Source organism: Flavobacterium alvei (genome assembly GCF_002920895.1).
Classification (GTDB): Bacteria; Bacteroidota; Bacteroidia; order Flavobacteriales; family Flavobacteriaceae; genus Flavobacterium; species Flavobacterium alvei.
In genome coordinates this window covers 354,630-370,824 of record NZ_PQVG01000002.1, presented here as the reverse complement: position 1 = coordinate 370,824, position 16,195 = coordinate 354,630, and the positions used below count along the sequence as shown (strand labels likewise).

General features: G+C 33.3%; 13 protein-coding genes. 1 reads left to right on the top strand and 12 read right to left on the bottom strand.

What is annotated here, in order from left to right:
* Nucleotides 1-430: 430 nt before the first annotated feature.
* Entirely contained in the window at nt 431-1,201 is a 771-nt protein-coding gene (locus C3L50_RS04645; RefSeq protein ID WP_165783970.1) for a T9SS type A sorting domain-containing protein, read from the top strand.
* A 267-nt stretch (nt 1,202-1,468) separates the two neighbouring features.
* On the opposite strand, the gene C3L50_RS04640 is transcribed toward C3L50_RS04645, so the two are convergent.
* The 12 genes from C3L50_RS04640 to C3L50_RS04585 all read right to left on the bottom strand — a co-directional run bounded on the left by C3L50_RS04640 (nt 1,469) and on the right by C3L50_RS04585 (nt 16,145).
* A complete protein-coding gene (locus tag C3L50_RS04640) occupies nt 1,469-3,082 on the bottom strand; it encodes a UxaA family hydrolase (protein ID WP_103804974.1) in 1,614 nt (537 codons plus the stop codon).
* A gap of 178 nt (nt 3,083-3,260) precedes the next feature.
* Nucleotides 3,261-4,703: a tagaturonate reductase gene (locus C3L50_RS04635; RefSeq protein ID WP_103804973.1), complete on the bottom strand. Its 1,443-nt coding sequence runs from the start codon at nt 4,701-4,703 to the stop codon at nt 3,261-3,263.
* Between the two features lie 389 nt (nt 4,704-5,092).
* Nucleotides 5,093-5,752 carry a beta/alpha barrel domain-containing protein gene (locus C3L50_RS04630; RefSeq protein WP_103805127.1) on the bottom strand — a complete coding sequence of 220 codons (660 nt, stop codon included), beginning with the start codon at nt 5,750-5,752 and terminating at the stop codon, nt 5,093-5,095.
* A 4-nt stretch (nt 5,753-5,756) separates the two neighbouring features.
* Nucleotides 5,757-6,206 carry a YhcH/YjgK/YiaL family protein gene (locus tag C3L50_RS04625; RefSeq protein ID WP_103804972.1) on the bottom strand — a complete coding sequence of 150 codons (450 nt, stop codon included), beginning with the start codon at nt 6,204-6,206 and terminating at the stop codon, nt 5,757-5,759.
* 10 nt (nt 6,207-6,216) lie between these two features.
* Entirely contained in the window at nt 6,217-7,260 is a 1,044-nt protein-coding gene (locus C3L50_RS04620; protein ID WP_103805126.1) for a sugar kinase, read from the bottom strand.
* Between the two features lie 114 nt (nt 7,261-7,374).
* Nucleotides 7,375-8,379, bottom strand: a complete 1,005-nt coding sequence (locus C3L50_RS04615) for a sugar kinase (protein ID WP_103804971.1) — start codon at nt 8,377-8,379, stop codon at nt 7,375-7,377.
* A 44-nt stretch (nt 8,380-8,423) separates the two neighbouring features.
* Nucleotides 8,424-9,824: a glucuronate isomerase gene (gene uxaC / locus C3L50_RS04610; RefSeq protein WP_103804970.1), complete on the bottom strand. Its 1,401-nt coding sequence runs from the start codon at nt 9,822-9,824 to the stop codon at nt 8,424-8,426.
* A 22-nt stretch (nt 9,825-9,846) separates the two neighbouring features.
* Nucleotides 9,847-10,635: a gluconate 5-dehydrogenase gene (locus tag C3L50_RS04605; RefSeq protein ID WP_103804969.1), complete on the bottom strand. Its 789-nt coding sequence runs from the start codon at nt 10,633-10,635 to the stop codon at nt 9,847-9,849.
* Nucleotides 10,636-10,658: 23 nt separating this feature from the next.
* A complete protein-coding gene (kduI, locus tag C3L50_RS04600) occupies nt 10,659-11,498 on the bottom strand; it encodes a 5-dehydro-4-deoxy-D-glucuronate isomerase (protein ID WP_103804968.1) in 840 nt (279 codons plus the stop codon).
* Between the two features lie 285 nt (nt 11,499-11,783).
* Nucleotides 11,784-13,223 carry an MFS transporter gene (locus C3L50_RS04595; RefSeq protein WP_103804967.1) on the bottom strand — a complete coding sequence of 480 codons (1,440 nt, stop codon included), beginning with the start codon at nt 13,221-13,223 and terminating at the stop codon, nt 11,784-11,786.
* A 346-nt stretch (nt 13,224-13,569) separates the two neighbouring features.
* A complete protein-coding gene (locus C3L50_RS04590) occupies nt 13,570-14,238 on the bottom strand; it encodes a 3'-5' exonuclease (RefSeq protein ID WP_103804966.1) in 669 nt (222 codons plus the stop codon).
* Entirely contained in the window at nt 14,238-16,145 is a 1,908-nt protein-coding gene (locus C3L50_RS04585; RefSeq protein WP_103804965.1) for a DUF294 nucleotidyltransferase-like domain-containing protein, read from the bottom strand. The genes C3L50_RS04590 and C3L50_RS04585 overlap by 1 nt, the downstream gene beginning before the upstream one ends.
* Nucleotides 16,146-16,195 lie beyond the last annotated feature (50 nt).

Here is a 16,195-nt window from a genome sequence, read left to right as displayed (position 1 = left end):
TAACAATGGTTTTTGCATCTCTTTTTTTTTATTTTTAATTAACCCAATAACCAAAATAATTATGAAGCACAATTTATGATTACTTTTTCTAGCGCTACTGTTTTCGGTATCGTTTATGCAAGCCCAAGTCAAGACTGATGTTTGGGGTTTTAAAAGGGAGATATCGTAGTTTTGAATACTAATGATGGTCAAAAAGTAGTTACAATTAAAAGGTTTTTCTAAACTAGAATTCTTATACAGATGGAATTTTAAAATAGGGCTTTTCTAGCCCTATTTTTTATTTCGCAAACAATTCGTGTAATAATTCGTATAAATACTTTGTTTTGTTGTTTAAATTATAAAAAACACATTTTTTTTTGTACATTCAGAAAATAGTAGTAATTTTATGCAATCGATTACAAATTTTTATAAACCAATTAAACCTTTTATTATGAAAAAAACTTTACTTTTATTTACTTTCGCGATGTTGTCAATAACAACAATGACAATTGCTCAAAATCGTACTTGGGAAATAGGAACAACCTCTACATCTTGGCCTGCTGATCTTGCCCAAATGACTACAGGAACGCAAGAAATTAATGGTTTGACTGTAGCTGCTGTTTCAGCTACTTTTGGAGGTATGGCAGTTGCTCCAGCTAGTATTGTTTTTAGCGACGGTTACGATCCTGAAAATGAGTGGAAATCTAACGGGAATAGTTCCATTACAGGTGCTTTACCAGCTAGACGATATTTTTCTTTTCCTGTTACAGGACCTTCTACTATTAAAGTTTGGTTTAGGGTTAATGGTACTGGAGCACGTGCTTGTCTAATAAGTGATGGAACAAATATTTTAGGTCAGATGACAGATGAAGATTCTACTAAACCACTACTTTTAACTGTTTCTTATACTGGAGCAGCAGGAACTATTTATGTGTATTCAAATTCATCGATTAATTATCATAAAATTGCTGTAACAGACGGTGTGCTTTCAAACAAAAACTTTCAAAAAGATTTGGATATAACTGTTTTTGCTAAGGACAGCAAAATCTATTTATCAAACATAAAATCTACTACTAAAGTGAACGTTTATAACGTTTTGGGTTCATTAGTTAAAACTGCACAAGTAGATGCTGATTCTAGTTTAGACATCAATAGTGGTATTTACATTGTAAATGCAAAATCTGCTGATGGAGAAAAATCGGTAAAAGTTATTGTTCAATAATAGTAAGTACTTTTAGCATATTAAAAGAGGATATTCAGCAATGAATATCCTCTTTTTTTTTGGAGGTAATGCAAAAAGAATAATAAAATAATACTTCAATTGTCAAGCAGTAAGCGTCTCAACAAACGAGAGCAACTAAATTCAGGCGATTCTAGCGTGACAAATAGCAAAAATTATAAGTATTAGAAACTAGTACAAACAAAAAGGTGGAAGAATTTTACTTCTTCCACCTTTTTAAATAAAAACTAAACAATAAACAATAATCTTCTATAAAGATACTCCTCTTTTCCAAGGAATAAATACATCTTGTTTTAATTGGTCAGCTTTCGTTTCTACGTTTCCGCTCGCCAATTCTATAATATAATCTACAATTTCTGCTCCAACTTCGGTAATGGTTCTTTCACCAGTAATCACAGTTCCCGCATTGAAATCGATAATATCCGACATTCTATTAGTTAATGCTGTGTTTGAAGCAATTTTCACAACGGGTGCAACTGGATTTCCCATCGGATTTCCTAAACCTGTTGTAAATAAAACAACTGTTGCTCCTGATCCAACCAATCCTGTAGTACATTCGGCGTCATTGCCTGGTGTGTTTAGAAGGTTTAAACCTGGTTTTGAAATATATTCACCGTAATCCAAAACATCTACAATAGGTGCAGTTCCACCTTTTTTAGAAGCCCCAGCAGATTTCATAGCATCTGTAATTAATCCGTCTTTAATATTTCCTGGAGATGGGTTCATATCAAATCCTGAACCTGCATCTACAACTGATTTTTCAAAAGCTTTCATCAAAGATAAAAACTTGTCTGCTTTTTCTTCGTCAACACATCGGTTCATCAATTCTTGCTCAACTCCACACAATTCTGGAAACTCTGCCAAAATAGATTTGGCTCCCAATGCTGCGAAAATGTCTGAAACAACCCCCAATGCTGGATTTGCCGATATTCCTGAAAATCCGTCAGATCCACCACACTCTAAACCAATACTTAGTTTTGTAAGAGGAGCAGGTTTACGTTCGATTTTGTTGGCTCTTTTAATGGCTTCATAAGAATCTTTAATCACCATTTGGAACATTTCATCGGTAGTTCCAATTTGTTGTTGCTCATAGATCAAAATTTCTTTATCACAATTTGGGCTAATTGCTTTCAATGCCTCTTTAAAAATAGATACTTGCAAATTTTGGCAACCCAAACTTAAAATAGTGGCACCAGCAACATTCGGATTGTTCACATATCCAGCAAGCAGTTTTGCCAACAATTCTGAATCTTGTCGAATTCCACCACAACCACCTTGATGATTGATGAATTTTACTTCAACATTATCTAAAAGATTTTCATTAGTATTTTTGGAAGCAACTTCTTCTACGCTTTTATCTTCAATTAAAGAGCGTAATAAATTTTTATATGAAACGTCTTTTTTGGGTAGTAGTTCGTTTTCGAAAATATCTTTCAGTTTTTCGATATTTTTGTTTTCACAAAAAACCAATGGAATAAATAACCAAACGTTTTTGGTTCCCACTTGTCCATCAGTACGGTGGTATCCGTTGAAAGTTTTGTCTTTCCAACGATCTACGTTTGGTGGAGTCCAACCTAAACTGCCATTTTTACCAAAAACTTTTTCACTTTGATGTTTTACATTTTCGGTGGTAATTACTTCTCCTTTTTTTATAGGTTTTACCGCTTTTCCTACCAAAACACCATACATTATAATTTCATCACCAATTGCAAAATCGCTCTCTGCAATTTTATGTTTTGCTTTAACATCAGTTATAGGTGATACGGTAGTTCCTTCAAACACAATTTGTTCGTTTTGTACCAAATCGGTTAAAGCGACAATTACGTTATCTGCTGGATTTACTTTTATTAATTTCTTCATGATAATAATTTTAAAATAGTTCTTGATTAGAACAAAATAGTGTTTTTTTATTTACCATATAAGACATATAAGTTCATTTAAGTTTTTATGAAATCCTCTTATGTGAACTTATATGTCTTATATGGTGAAATTGATAGTATAATTGTTTTAGTTTATACTACTAATTAATCTTTTTGCTTAATTAGTATTTAGCACTGAAATTAGCAAAGCCATTTTCAATTCCGTTAGCTTCAATTTCAGTCAAAGCTACTACTAATGCTTCTGGTAAACCTTCGATTTTTGTTAAATCTTCGCCCCAAAATTCTGTATTTGCTAAGACAGAAGCTACAACCGAATCTAAAGACCCTAATTCCCTGGCTTTTTTGAATGCTTCCACTAATTCTGGAGTATCTTTTACAGGTAAGGCTTCGTTGTTCCAAGTTCCTTTGTAGAATTGGATTAAGCAAGCCAATGAAAAAGTTAAATTAGTTGGTAATTTTTTCTGAGAATTAACATAACCTAATAAACTAGGCAAAACTCTTACTTTGAATTTTGAGATAGAATTTAAGGCAATATCAGCTAATGCGTGTTTGATGAATGGGTTTTTAAAACGATCCATTACTTCTTCACAGTAGGCAGTGATTTCGTTCTTGTCCATAGCCAAAGTTTCGCTGATTTCGCCGATAACGTTGTCAACAAATTTTCCAGTGAAATCCCCGTTAACGGTTTCCATTACTAATTTGTTGCCATACAAAAGCGAGCAAGGAACCATTGCAGTGTGCGCACCGTTCAAAATACGAACTTTAATCATTTTGAATGGACGAATATCATCAACGATTTTTACATTCAAATCGGTTTTATGGAAAGGTAATTTTGCTTTTAAATCATCGCCACCTTCAATTGCCCAAAGGAAAAATGGTTCAGCAGCAACAATTAGATTGTCTTGATAATCTAATTTGTTATTGTAATCTTCGATTTCGGCTCTTGGATATCCAGGAACAATTCTGTCAACCAAAGTACTGTGATATGTACAAGCGTCCGATGCCCAAGTTTTGAATGCATCTCCTAATTGCCATAAATCACAATATTGTAGGATGTATTTTTTTAATGTTTCTGAATTGTAATCAATTAATTCACAAGGGATTACGGTTAATCCTTTTGAAGCATCTCCATTGAAATGTTTGAATCTTTCGTACAGTAAAACAGTCAATTTTGCTGGAAATCCAACGGGTGGTTGCATGTCTGGAGTGTCAGTATCAATAAATGCAATTCCAGCTTCAGTAGTATTGGAAACAATAAATTGAAGTTCTTCTTCTCTAGCTAAAGCTAAATAATCGGCAAAATCAGAGTATGGATTTATAGCTTTTACAATATTTGAAATTAACTCGATGTCTTGAATTTTCTCGCCTTTTTTGATTCCATTCATAAACAAAGTGTAAAGACCATCTTGATCGTTAATCATGTTTATCATACCCTCTTTCAATGGTTGAACTATTGCAATTCCAGCATTAAAATCTACTTCTTTATTTAGTCTTTGAAAGGCATAATCAACAAATGCTCTCAAGAAATTACCTTCACCAAATTGAACTACTTTGATAGGTTGTAATTTTTCTAAACCTGTATTTATTCTATTTAATTTTTTCATTTTATATTCTTAAAGTATGATTATTAGTGTATTATTTTGTGTATATATGTTTGTTTGATAGACCATATTGAGTTTGTAAAACTGCTTTTATTCTAGTAGTATTTAGAAACACGACTCAGTAGAAAAGCAAAAACTATGATTGTCTAATATATTTTTATTTCATTTATTATCCTAAAGTTGCAAATCTTTTTCATCTCTTGCATTTAATACTTTGAATTCTATGGTGTCAGAATTAATAAAAGTAATCGATTGCCTAACTTGATTTACAAATGTATCAACTCTTTTGTTAGTTGTTTGTAATTTGATTTACTCGAATTATATCGAATAATAATATTTTAAAATTAGCTTCCAGTTTTAAAATTAATTATAAACTGAAAGCTAATTGGGTATTATTTTATTGAATTGATGATATTTAAAACTGCAACAGTTTCAGATTCAATTTTAGCATAATCTTTATCAGCCATTACTTGTTTGCTGATTAATTTGCTTCCCATTCCTACTGCAGAAACTCCAGCTTTGAACCATCCTTCGATGTTTCCTCTAGTTGTATCCACGCCACCTGTAGGCATAAATACTAATTTTGGGAAAATATCTTTGATACCGCTCAAGAAATCTGGTCCTAGCATATTTCCAGGAAACAATTTGATGAAAGTTACTCCTGCATTTTCAGCAGCAATAATTTCGGTCGGAGTCATACAACCTGGGCTATACAACACATCTTTTGGAATTAAAAACGCAGCTACTTCAGGAACAAATCCTGGGCTGATGAAAAAATCAGCACCTACTTTTAAGTATTCTTCTGCTTGTTGAAGTGTTTTAATAGTTCCGATTCCTAATAATAAATCAGGCATTTCAGCATTACGAACTTCAACCATTTTGGTAAAGTTGCTCAAAGCAGTTTCTCCACGGCTTGTGTATTCTACAGCTTTGATTCCAGCTCTGTAAATGGCTCTTAATACTTCTATTGTTACGGTTTCATCTGCATTAAAATACAAAGGAAGCATCCCTTGTTTTACGATTGCATCTGTTACATTTTGAATTTTACTCATTTTTTTAGATTTTAACTTTAAATACCAATTTTTTGATTTCACCATCACCAATCATCGGAGCGTGAACATCTCCAGGATAGAATATTGCAAACTGATTGTCTGTCAATTGAAAATCCATATCGGGAGTGTCATTAAAAAAACGTACATCTTTTTCTGGATTGTATTCTCCATTAGGTGTAATGCATTTTTCTCTTGGTTTCCAAGCTATAGTTTCCAATCCTTTTACACAAACTTGAATATCTATGTTTTTGTCATGACATTCAAATTTAGCCAAACTAGTTTCTCTAGTTTTTCCGTTTGCGGTACTAACAATCACTTTTAGACCTTCTGAAATTTGAATAACTCCATCTTCAAGTGTCGTGATGTCGTTTTCTTTCATAAAGTCAAATGCGCTTGCAAACAAAGGGTGTAGGCTAGTGTATTTTGATCCGTTATTTAGTGTATCTATTATCATAATTCCTTAATTATCTAGCAACTCTACCAGAAGCATCGCCACCCATAAGTTTAGAAACTTCTTCTACAGTAACTAAGTTAGCATCACCTTTGATAGTGTGTTTCAAGCAAGATGCAGCAACAGCAAAGTCTAATGCATTTTGATCATCATTTGGATAAGTTAATAATCCGTAGATTAAACCTCCCATAAATGAATCACCACCACCAACTCTATCCACGATATCAGTAATTTGATATTGGCGAGTTTGTAGCATTTGTTTTCCGTCGTATAAAACTCCAGCCCAAGTGTTGTGAGAAGCTGAAATAGAACCTCTTAAAGTAGTAATTACTTTTTTAGCTCTAGGGAATTTTTCCATCATTTGTTGGCAAACAGATAAGAAAGCTTCAGCTTTTACATCATGTCCGTGAGTTTGAACTGCTGCTCCTGCTGGTTTGATACCAAAGTGCATTTCAGCATCTTCTTCATTTCCTAAAATTACATCACAATAAGAAGTCAATTCAGTCATGATTGCTTCACGATCTCCACCGTATTTCCATAGTTTAGCACGGTAATTTAAGTCTGTAGAAATAGTAACACCTAATTTGCTAGCTGCTTTAACAGCTTCTAAACAGGCATCAGCAGAACTTTGAGAAATTGCTGGAGTAATACCAGTCCAGTGAAACCATTCAACACCTTCAAAAACTTTCTCCCAATCGATCATTCCAGGCTGAATATCAGACATTGAAGAGTGTGCTCTATCATAAACTACTTTACTTCCTCTGCTTACAGCTCCAGTTTCAAGGAAATAAATTCCTAAACGCTCTCCTCCCCAAACTATATTATCTACGCCAACTCCTCTTTTGCGCATTTCCATCATAGCACATTCTCCAATATCATTTTTTGGTAAACGGGTTACAAAATCAACAGGAATTCCATAATTTGCTAGTGAAACAGCTACATTAGATTCTCCTCCTCCATATACAACATCAAAATTGTCTGCTTGTGAAAATCTTAAAAATCCTTGAGGTGCTAATCTTAACATTATCTCACCAAATGTTACTACTCTTTTTGCCATTTTTTTAATTTTTATTTGTTTGTTAATTGTGTTATTAATTTTTAAGTGTGTTCGCACACGTTTTTTTAGTTTAAAAACTCGAATATTGAGAAAACTTTCCTGAAGTTTTTTTTATTATCTTGACACTCGTCCTCCGCCAAATCCGCTCATTAATGCCTTTATTTCGTTTACAGTAGCTAAGTTAATATCACCCGAAATGGAGTGTTTTAAACAAGTTGCTGCAACAGCAAATTCAAGAGCTGTTTGATGGTCTTCAGGCCAAACTATCAATCCATATATTATGCCAGCCATGAAAGCATCTCCGGCACCAATTCTATCAATAATATGAGAAATATTATATTCTTGAGAATGTAATAATTCTTTTCCGTTCCAAATAGAGGCACTCACTGCATTCGACGAAGCATTGGCACGCATTCTATGAGTTGAAACGATATTTTTTAATCTTGGATATGCTTTCATCCAATTGGTAAAAACTTCTTTTTCTGAATCACCTTCTTTGAGTGGAACACCCAAAACTTTTTCAGATTCATCAATGCCTCCTAATAAAAGGTCACAATGTTTGACTAGATTAGGCATTATTTCATTGGCTTTTTTACCATATTTCCATAAAGTAGGCCTGTAATTTAAATCGGCCGAAATAGTCAATCCCATTCTTGTTGCAACTTCCAAAGCTTCTTCACAAAGTTCGGCTAAGTCTTGCGATAGGGAAGGTGTGATTCCTGACCAATGAAACCAATCGGCATCTTTGAAAATTGATTCCCAATCAATCATTCCTTTTTTTAAGGTTGAAAACGAAGAATCTTCACGGTCATACACTACTTTTCCAGGTCGTTCTGAAGCTCCGTGTTCAAAATAATATATTCCTAATCTTTTGCCTTGAATTAGAGCAAAGGGTTCAACACCAAAGGAACGCAACATACTCAAAGAAGATTCACCCAACTCGTTTGGAGGAACTGCCGTTATAAATTTAACAGGTAGTCCAAATTTTGCTAATGATGCTGCAACATTGGCTTCGGCACAGCCAAAATACAAATCAAACGAGGTCGCCTGAGTCAATCTTAGATGACTCGGAGGTGAAAGTCTGAGTAATATTTCTCCAAAAGTTACTATTCTTTGCAAAACTAAAATTATTTTGTGTTAAATCTTCTTTTTATATTCAATTATTAAAGATTGAAATATTCTTTGGCGTTGTTGAAACTAATGTCCGAAACCATTTTACCAATCCATTCCATATCATTTGGTAATTCTCCTTTTTTGATTTCTTCTCCAAGAAGGTTGCAAAGAATTCTTCTAAAATATTCGTGTCTTGGGAAAGATAAAAAGCTTCTTGAATCGGTCAACATTCCAACAAAACAGCTAATTAATCCCATATTAGAAAGGGCGTTTAATTGTTTGGTCATTCCGTCTTTTTGATCTAAAAACCACCATCCAGAACCAAATTGTACTTTTCCACGAACGCTTCCGTCATTGAAATTTCCAATCATTGTAGCCATAACTTCGTTGTCGGCTGGGTTTAGGTTATAGATAATTGTTTTGGCTAATTTATCTTTGCTATCTAATGCGTTCAAGAATGCTGATAGTTTTTGTGCTTGTGAATAATCTCCAATAGAATCCCAGCCTGTGTCAGGGCCTAAGATTTTAAGCATACGAGCATTGTTGTTTCTCAAAGCTCCTAAGTGAAGTTGTTGAACCCAACCAAATTCGTGATAAGTTTCGAACAAGAAGAATAAAACAGCACTTTGGAATTTCAAAGCTTCTTCGTTGCTCAAGATTGCATTTTCTCTTTTCTTTTTGAAGATGATATTGATTTCACTTTCGGTATAGTTTTCAAAATAAACTTGATCTAAACCGTGGTCGCATATTTTGCAACCATTTTTGTCAAAAAAGTCAATTCTATTTCTTAAAGCAGTACATAAATCAGCATAAGTATTAATAGAAACACCTGCAGCTTGACCTAAGGCATCAACATATTCGTTGTAACCGTCGTTTGAAATTAGGATGGCTTTGTCAGGTCTAAAAGCGGTACCTACTTTTATTTCGAAGTCGCTTTTAGCTAATTTTTGGTGAAATTCTAAAGTGTCAATTGGGTCTTCAGTGGTACATACATAAGAAGCATTTACTTTACGAAGCAAGTTACGAGTACTATATTCTGGAGTATTTATTTTTTCAGAAGCTTCAAGATAAATTCTTTCTGCTGATTTTTCGTTTAATAATTCCGTAATATCAAAATAGCGAGCTAGCTCTAAATGTGTCCAATGATAAAGTGGATTACGCATGGTATAAGGAACTGTTTTTCCCCAATTCATGAATTTTTCTTTATCAGAACCATTTCCAGTAATAAATTGTTCGTTGATTCCTAGAGTTCTCATGGCTCGCCATTTGTAGTGGTCACCATTGATCCAAACTTTAGTGACATTATCAAAAATGTGATCTTCGGCAATAAGCTGTGGAGATAAGTGATTGTGATAGTCAATAATTGGCTGATTTTTAGAATAGTTGTGATACAATTCTTCAGCAAATTTATTTTCTAATAAAAAATTATCGTGTATAAATGTTGTGCTCATTATAAATTTCTTAAAATATTTATTATTCGTTAGATGGTTTTCCTATTGTTGCAAGAATTCCACCATCTACATAAAGTATATGACCGTTTACAAAATCACTAGCTTTTGAAGATAAAAAGATAGCTGCACCTTGCAAGTCTTCTGGATCACCCCAACGAGCTGCAGGAGTTCTACTGATGATAAATTCATTAAATGGATGTCCGTCAACTCTAATTGGAGCTGTTTGACTTGTAGCGAAATAACCAGGTCCAATTCCATTAGTTTGGATATTAAACTTAGCCCATTCAGTGGCCATATTTTTGGTAAGCATTTTTAATCCCCCTTTTGCCGCAGCATAAGCACTTACAGAATCTCTTCCTAATTCGCTCATCATTGAACAAATGTTGATGATTTTTCCACCACCACGTTGAATCATTCCTTTAGCAACATTTTTAGAAACAATAAATGGGCTAATTAAATCTACTGTAATTACTGCTGTAAAATCTTCAACAGTCATATCAACGATAGGTGTTCTTTTGATGATACCAGCATTGTTTACTAAAATATCGATCGGACCAACTTCGGCCTCTATTTTTGCGATGTTAGCAATAACCGCTTCTTCATCGCAAACATTAAATACATATCCGTAAGCTTCTAGTCCAACAGATTTATATTCTGCTAAAGCATTATCAAGCGCAGCTTGCGAAAGATCGTTTACTACAATTTTTGCTCCTGCTTGTCCAAGACCTTTGGCCATAGCCATTCCAAGACCGTGTACGCCTCCTGTAATAAGTGCAGTTTTTCCAGTTAAATCAAATAGATTAATTGACATAGTTTTTTATTTAATATTATTAATTATCTTAAGTCTGTTATTTTACAAACATCCATATCTCCGTAATCAAGATTTTCTCCAGCCATTCCCCAAATAAAGGTATAATTGCTAGTTCCTGCACCTGAATGAATAGACCAGTTAGGAGAAATTACCGCTTGGTGATTGTTCATCCAAATGTGTCTTGTTTCTTGTGGTTCTCCCATAAAGTGGCATACAGCTTGGTTCTCAGGAATGTCCATATAGAAATAGATTTCCATTCTTCGGTCGTGAACGTGAGCTGGCATTGTGTTCCAAACGCTTCCTGGTTTTAATTCAGTCATACCCATTTGCAATTGACAAGTAGTTACGATTCCACCAATAATCATTTGATTTACTGTGCGGTGATTCGCTGTTTCCATTGTTCCTAATTGTAGTTTATTAGCTTCTGCTAAACTTACTTTTTTGGTAGGATAGTTAACGTGTGCTGGAGCTGAATTGATATAGAATTTAGCTGGATTTTTTGCATCATCACTTTTAAAGATAACTTCTGAATTTCCACTTCCAATGTAAAGAGCATCTTTGAAACCTAATTCATAAATAGTTCCTTCAACAACAACAGAACCATTTCCACCCACATTGATGATACCCATTTCTCTTCTATCTAAAAAGTTTGGCATTTTCAAAATGTCGATAGTTTCAAGCTGAAGTGGAGTAGTGGTTGGTACAGCCGAACCAGTAATATATCTATCGTAATGCGAATAAGTAAAAGTAATTTCTCCTTCTTCCATTAGATTATCAATCAAGAATTCTTCTCTTAATTGTTTCGTATCATAATTTTTTACTGCTTGAGGGCTAGAAGCGTATCTAGAGCTATATTTTGTCATAATAATATAATTTGTGTAATCGATTGCGCAAAATTAATTTTAATTTAATAATAAACAATATTTTAAATTGTTTATTTTAGGAATTTATGTTTTTTATATTGAATATTAATAAATACGGCTGATAAAGTGACAGATGAATTTATAAATAGACTTATTTGAATTTGCATAATAAAGCATTCTTCATCTAACTGAAAACATAAGTTTAACTAAGTTTAAGAACGTGATTAAAAGATTGTAAAAGAATAATGCTTCAAAAAATATTTTTTGAAGCATTATAAATTACTATTACAAATCTGTTATAGGGCTGTATTTAGGAACTAAGGATTTCATAACTGACCATCCGATTAAGTAGCAAACGGCACAAATAGAAAATATGATAAAATATCCGGCTTCTATTCCTTTAAATCCCATAAAAGCCATATCAGTTTCTTTAGTATAATCAAATAAAACTCCTGAACCTTTGTTAATTAATGTAGAACCTAATCCTCCAGCTAAACCACCAATTCCTGTTATGGTTGCAATGGCTTTTTTAGGAAACATATCGCCAACTGTGGTAAAGATGTTGGCTGACCAAGCTTGGTGAGCAGCACCTGAAATACCAATTATGATTACTGGCAACCAATAGCTAATGTGTCCTAATGGTTGTGCAATTAATGCTAATAAAGGGAAAAATGCAAAAATTAACATCGCTCTCATTCTACCTTCATAAGGATTCATTCCTTTTTTATCTACAAAATAAGTTGGTAACCAACCTCCAATAATAGAAAGTAAAGTAATTGCATAAAGAATAAACAAAGGAAAGGCAGCTTCAGTAGAATCCATTTCATAAACAGAACTTAAATAAGCTGGTGTCCAGAATAAAAAGAACCACCAAACACCGTCGGTCATGAATTTTCCAAAGGCAAAAGCCCAAGTTTGTTTGTATCTAAAGCAATCTTTGAACGTTACTTTTGTAGTTGTTTCTGGAACATAACCTACTAATTTACTATCAGCAACATCATCTTGTTGGATATATTCTAATTCAGCAGCACTAACTTTTGTATGATTTTCTGGTTTGTCATACATAAACGTCCAAAATCCCATCCAAACAAAACCTAAAGCTCCAATAATAATAAATGACATTTCCCATCCGAAGGCTTCGGCGATAAATGGAATAGAAATTGGCGCTGCTAATGCTCCAACCGTTGCTCCTGCATTGAAAATACTAGTAGCAAAAGCTCTATCTTTTTTCGGGAAATATTCTGCTGTAGTTTTAATTGCTGCAGGGAAGTTTCCTGCTTCTCCAACGGCTAAAACAAAACGTGCAAAAATAAACAAGGTAACACTAACGTTAATTACCAAACCAGTATCATTTACAGTTTTAATAGCTTCTTTTGCTCCTTCAAAACCAACAAACCAGTTTCCGGTTATCCATCCTGAGGTAGCAATTCCTGCAAAAGCGTGCAAACAGGCACCAATAGACCATACTCCAATAGCCCAAAGAAATCCTTTTTTGGTGTCTAATAAATCGACTAATTTTCCAGCAAACAATAAAGAAACTGCATAGAAAATAGAGAACAATGCTGTAATATTTCCATAATCATTGTTCGTCCAGTGGAATTCAGGAGCGATAAAATCGTTCCAAGTTAAAGATAGTACTTGTCTGTCTAGGTAGTTGATGGTTGTCGCAAAAAAAAGTAAAGCGCAAATGCTCCATCTATAATTGCCTATTTTTGGGTTGCTCATAATGGTTATTTTAATTTATTAGGTTTTTTTATTTATTTTTTAAAGTACATGTAATCGATTACACAAAAATAAGTCTTATTTTTTAAATTCCTATTTTTTTGCTGGTTTTTTTCATATCTAAATTATTAAATTGTAAATTATTGCTTTATACTCAAATATCTCCCATTTAATTGGGATTACGAGAATATAAATTAATACTCAATTGGTTTATAAATGTATTTTTAACACTTTTCATCTTCGAAAATAAATTATTTTTCAAATTTGTATCTCTAATTTTGTAATTATTGGACGGAATTTTTGAAAAATGAAAGCCAAATATAGAGTTTTTTTTCAATTTTTGGTAGATTTATTTTTTATCAATATTTAAATAATTATTGAAGTTAAATCCTTTTTTTTCTTTCAATTTATTCAAGATTTTCAAAAAAGCAATTGCAGTTATATAGGCATCACCCATTGCCGTATGTCTGTCCTTTTTTGAAATGTCAAATTTATCGGCAAGATCATCTAAACTATAGCTGTCTTTTCGATCTAGGAGTGGAGAATTTAATAATGTTTTTTTATAAAGAATTGCAGTGTCAATGGTTTTGTTTTTTAATCTTGGCAAACCATTTCTTTCTAAAGCTTTGTTTATCATTGTGATGTCAAAACTAGTATGATGAGCCACGATTATGGAGTCGCCAACAAAATCCAATAACTGTTGTAGAGCCTCTAATTCGTTGGGGCGATCAAGTACTGATGCTCTCAAAATCCCGTGAATTTGTGCTGTGGCTTTATTATAATGTTCTTGCTGAATGTATATTTCTAAACTTTCCTGAATTGGAATCCTGTAATTTTGCAAAACAATTGCGCCAATACACAATATTCTGTCATTTTCATAATCGAAACCAGTCGTTTCTGTATCCAAAACAACAAATCGTGTCGAGTCGATATCTTTTAGAATTTGCTCATTTAATGATGTGTCAGAAACGCCCCAAAGTTCTACTATAAAGTTTTTAATTTTAGTGAAGAATCCCATTATAATATGTTTGAAGGATTAAATCGAACTCGAATGATTTCTTGCAATTCCTTGATGGTTTTAAAAGTACTTTTTAACTTTATTTTTTCTGCTTTCGATAATGTATTTAAGGCTATATATTGGCCTGAATCATTATGCAAAAGGCCTTGCTTGGTTCTAAATTTGAGTAATGCTTTATACGAATAAGCACAAGCGGTATATAACTCGCTATTATTGGGTTCTAATTCGGCCAATTTTTCAAACCGTTCTGCAGTATTGCTAATAGATTTGACCGAATGAGATAGTATTAAAACTCTTGCTGCATCGGCAAGTGGCATTAACGCTCTGTTTTTTATATTGAAAAAATCTTTGTGAGCTCCGTCTTGCTCTAATAAAAATTCTCTAAAAAAACCTGTAGGAGATTGACTTTGTAGCGCACCACTTACCAAATGTATATAGAAGGTAGGATTGGCTTTGACATCTTCAAAGATAAAATCCGACAAATTATTAACTAGTTCTGTATCTCCAAAGGATAAGCTGTAATCGAAAAAAATAAACGACAATAGCACTTCATTTTTTCCAGTATTGGTTATCCAATGATGAATTTTGGTTTTATAATCACTAAGACTCATACACCAATTTGGGTTAGAAGCCATCATTTCGGCAGGACAATAATCATAACCAATTTCAAAAAGTCCCTTGTTGATGCGGGCTGATAGTTCTAAAAAATATTTTTTAGTTTCTGCTTCTAATTCTTCTGGGACATCTTCATAAATTAAAGCATTATCTTGATCGGTTAATAAGAGTTGTTCGCTTCTTCCTTGACTTCCTAATGCCAACCACGAAAATTTTACAGGAGGAGAAGTTTCTGTTTTTTTCAATACAATTGCAATAACTTGTTTGGTACAAGCATCATTCAATTCAGAAATAATTTTTGTAATCAATGTCATCGGTATATTTTGATCCAAATACCCTTGCAATAAATGTATAATACTAGCTCGAATTTGTTTTATTTTTTTAAACTTCTTAGCTCTTTTTATTTCCCTTAGCAAAACGGCAGGATTATTACCAATAGAAACCATTACATCATGTTTGGATAACATTCCAACGGCTTTCGAATTGGAAGTTCCATCTATGGTAAGGCATAAATGGCTAATATCACTTTTCATCATCGCTATTTGCGCTTGCGTTACGGTCATTTTTGTGGGATAAGTAATCACAGGCGAAGTCATGATTTCAGAAACTGGAGTGGTAATTTGAAATTCACCGGTTACAATTTTGTTTCTTAAATCTTTGTCAGTGATGATGCCAATGGGAAACGTTTCTTCCACAACAAGAATGGCTCCTACATTTTTATGACGCATTATTTCGGCTGCTTCTTTTGCTGTTGTTGTTGCAATACAACTAACTATTTTTTTTGAGTATTTAACTTCTTGCAAATCCAATAGTTTTGTATCGGCTTCAAGAGATTCTTCACCATATAATTTGCCTCTATGGCTTTTAGAAAAAGGGTTTAATGTGTTTGAAGCAAAGCTTTCGATTAAAAAATTTCCAACTGCTTTATTTTCAAGGGCATATGGTTTAAAAACACTTATAGGAATAGCATAAAGTATGCTTTCTTCATAAGTCCGGGCTTCCATTTTGTAGTTTTCATTGGCTATCAAAGGTCTTAATCCAAAGATATCTCCCTCATCACACATATCCAAAATTTCATTTTCATGGTTTCCTCTCAGGGCTACAGCTCCTTTATGAACCACATAAAAACTGTTGTGTGTTTCTTCGTTTTCGGCAAAAACTACACTGTCTTTTTCTTTATAAATAATAGTTATTTGCTCGGAAATGAGTTCCAAATCTCTTTGTTTTAAAAAGCTAAACGGAGGGAAGTTTTTTAAAAAGTCGGCAACTCTTTGTGAGATTGTGTTTTTCATGAAGTTTATTTATTGCAACTAAATTACATTTTATTTGGAATAAAAAAAGC

Coding starts and splice junctions, on each gene's coding strand:
- C3L50_RS04645 (WP_165783970.1), top strand. CDS start 431: ATGAAAAAAACTTTACTTTTATTTACTTTCGCGATGTTGTCAATAACA.
- C3L50_RS04635 (WP_103804973.1), bottom strand. CDS start 4,703: ATGAAAAAATTAAATAGAATAAATACAGGTTTAGAAAAATTACAACCT.
- C3L50_RS04630 (WP_103805127.1), bottom strand. CDS start 5,752: ATGAGTAAAATTCAAAATGTAACAGATGCAATCGTAAAACAAGGGATG.
- C3L50_RS04625 (WP_103804972.1), bottom strand. CDS start 6,206: ATGATAATAGATACACTAAATAACGGATCAAAATACACTAGCCTACAC.
- C3L50_RS04620 (WP_103805126.1), bottom strand. CDS start 7,260: ATGGCAAAAAGAGTAGTAACATTTGGTGAGATAATGTTAAGATTAGCA.
- uxaC (WP_103804970.1), bottom strand. CDS start 9,824: ATGAGCACAACATTTATACACGATAATTTTTTATTAGAAAATAAATTT.
- C3L50_RS04605 (WP_103804969.1), bottom strand. CDS start 10,635: ATGTCAATTAATCTATTTGATTTAACTGGAAAAACTGCACTTATTACA.
- kduI (WP_103804968.1), bottom strand. CDS start 11,498: ATGACAAAATATAGCTCTAGATACGCTTCTAGCCCTCAAGCAGTAAAA.
- C3L50_RS04595 (WP_103804967.1), bottom strand. CDS start 13,223: ATGAGCAACCCAAAAATAGGCAATTATAGATGGAGCATTTGCGCTTTA.
- C3L50_RS04590 (WP_103804966.1), bottom strand. CDS start 14,238: ATGGGATTCTTCACTAAAATTAAAAACTTTATAGTAGAACTTTGGGGC.
- C3L50_RS04585 (WP_103804965.1), bottom strand. CDS start 16,145: ATGAAAAACACAATCTCACAAAGAGTTGCCGACTTTTTAAAAAACTTC.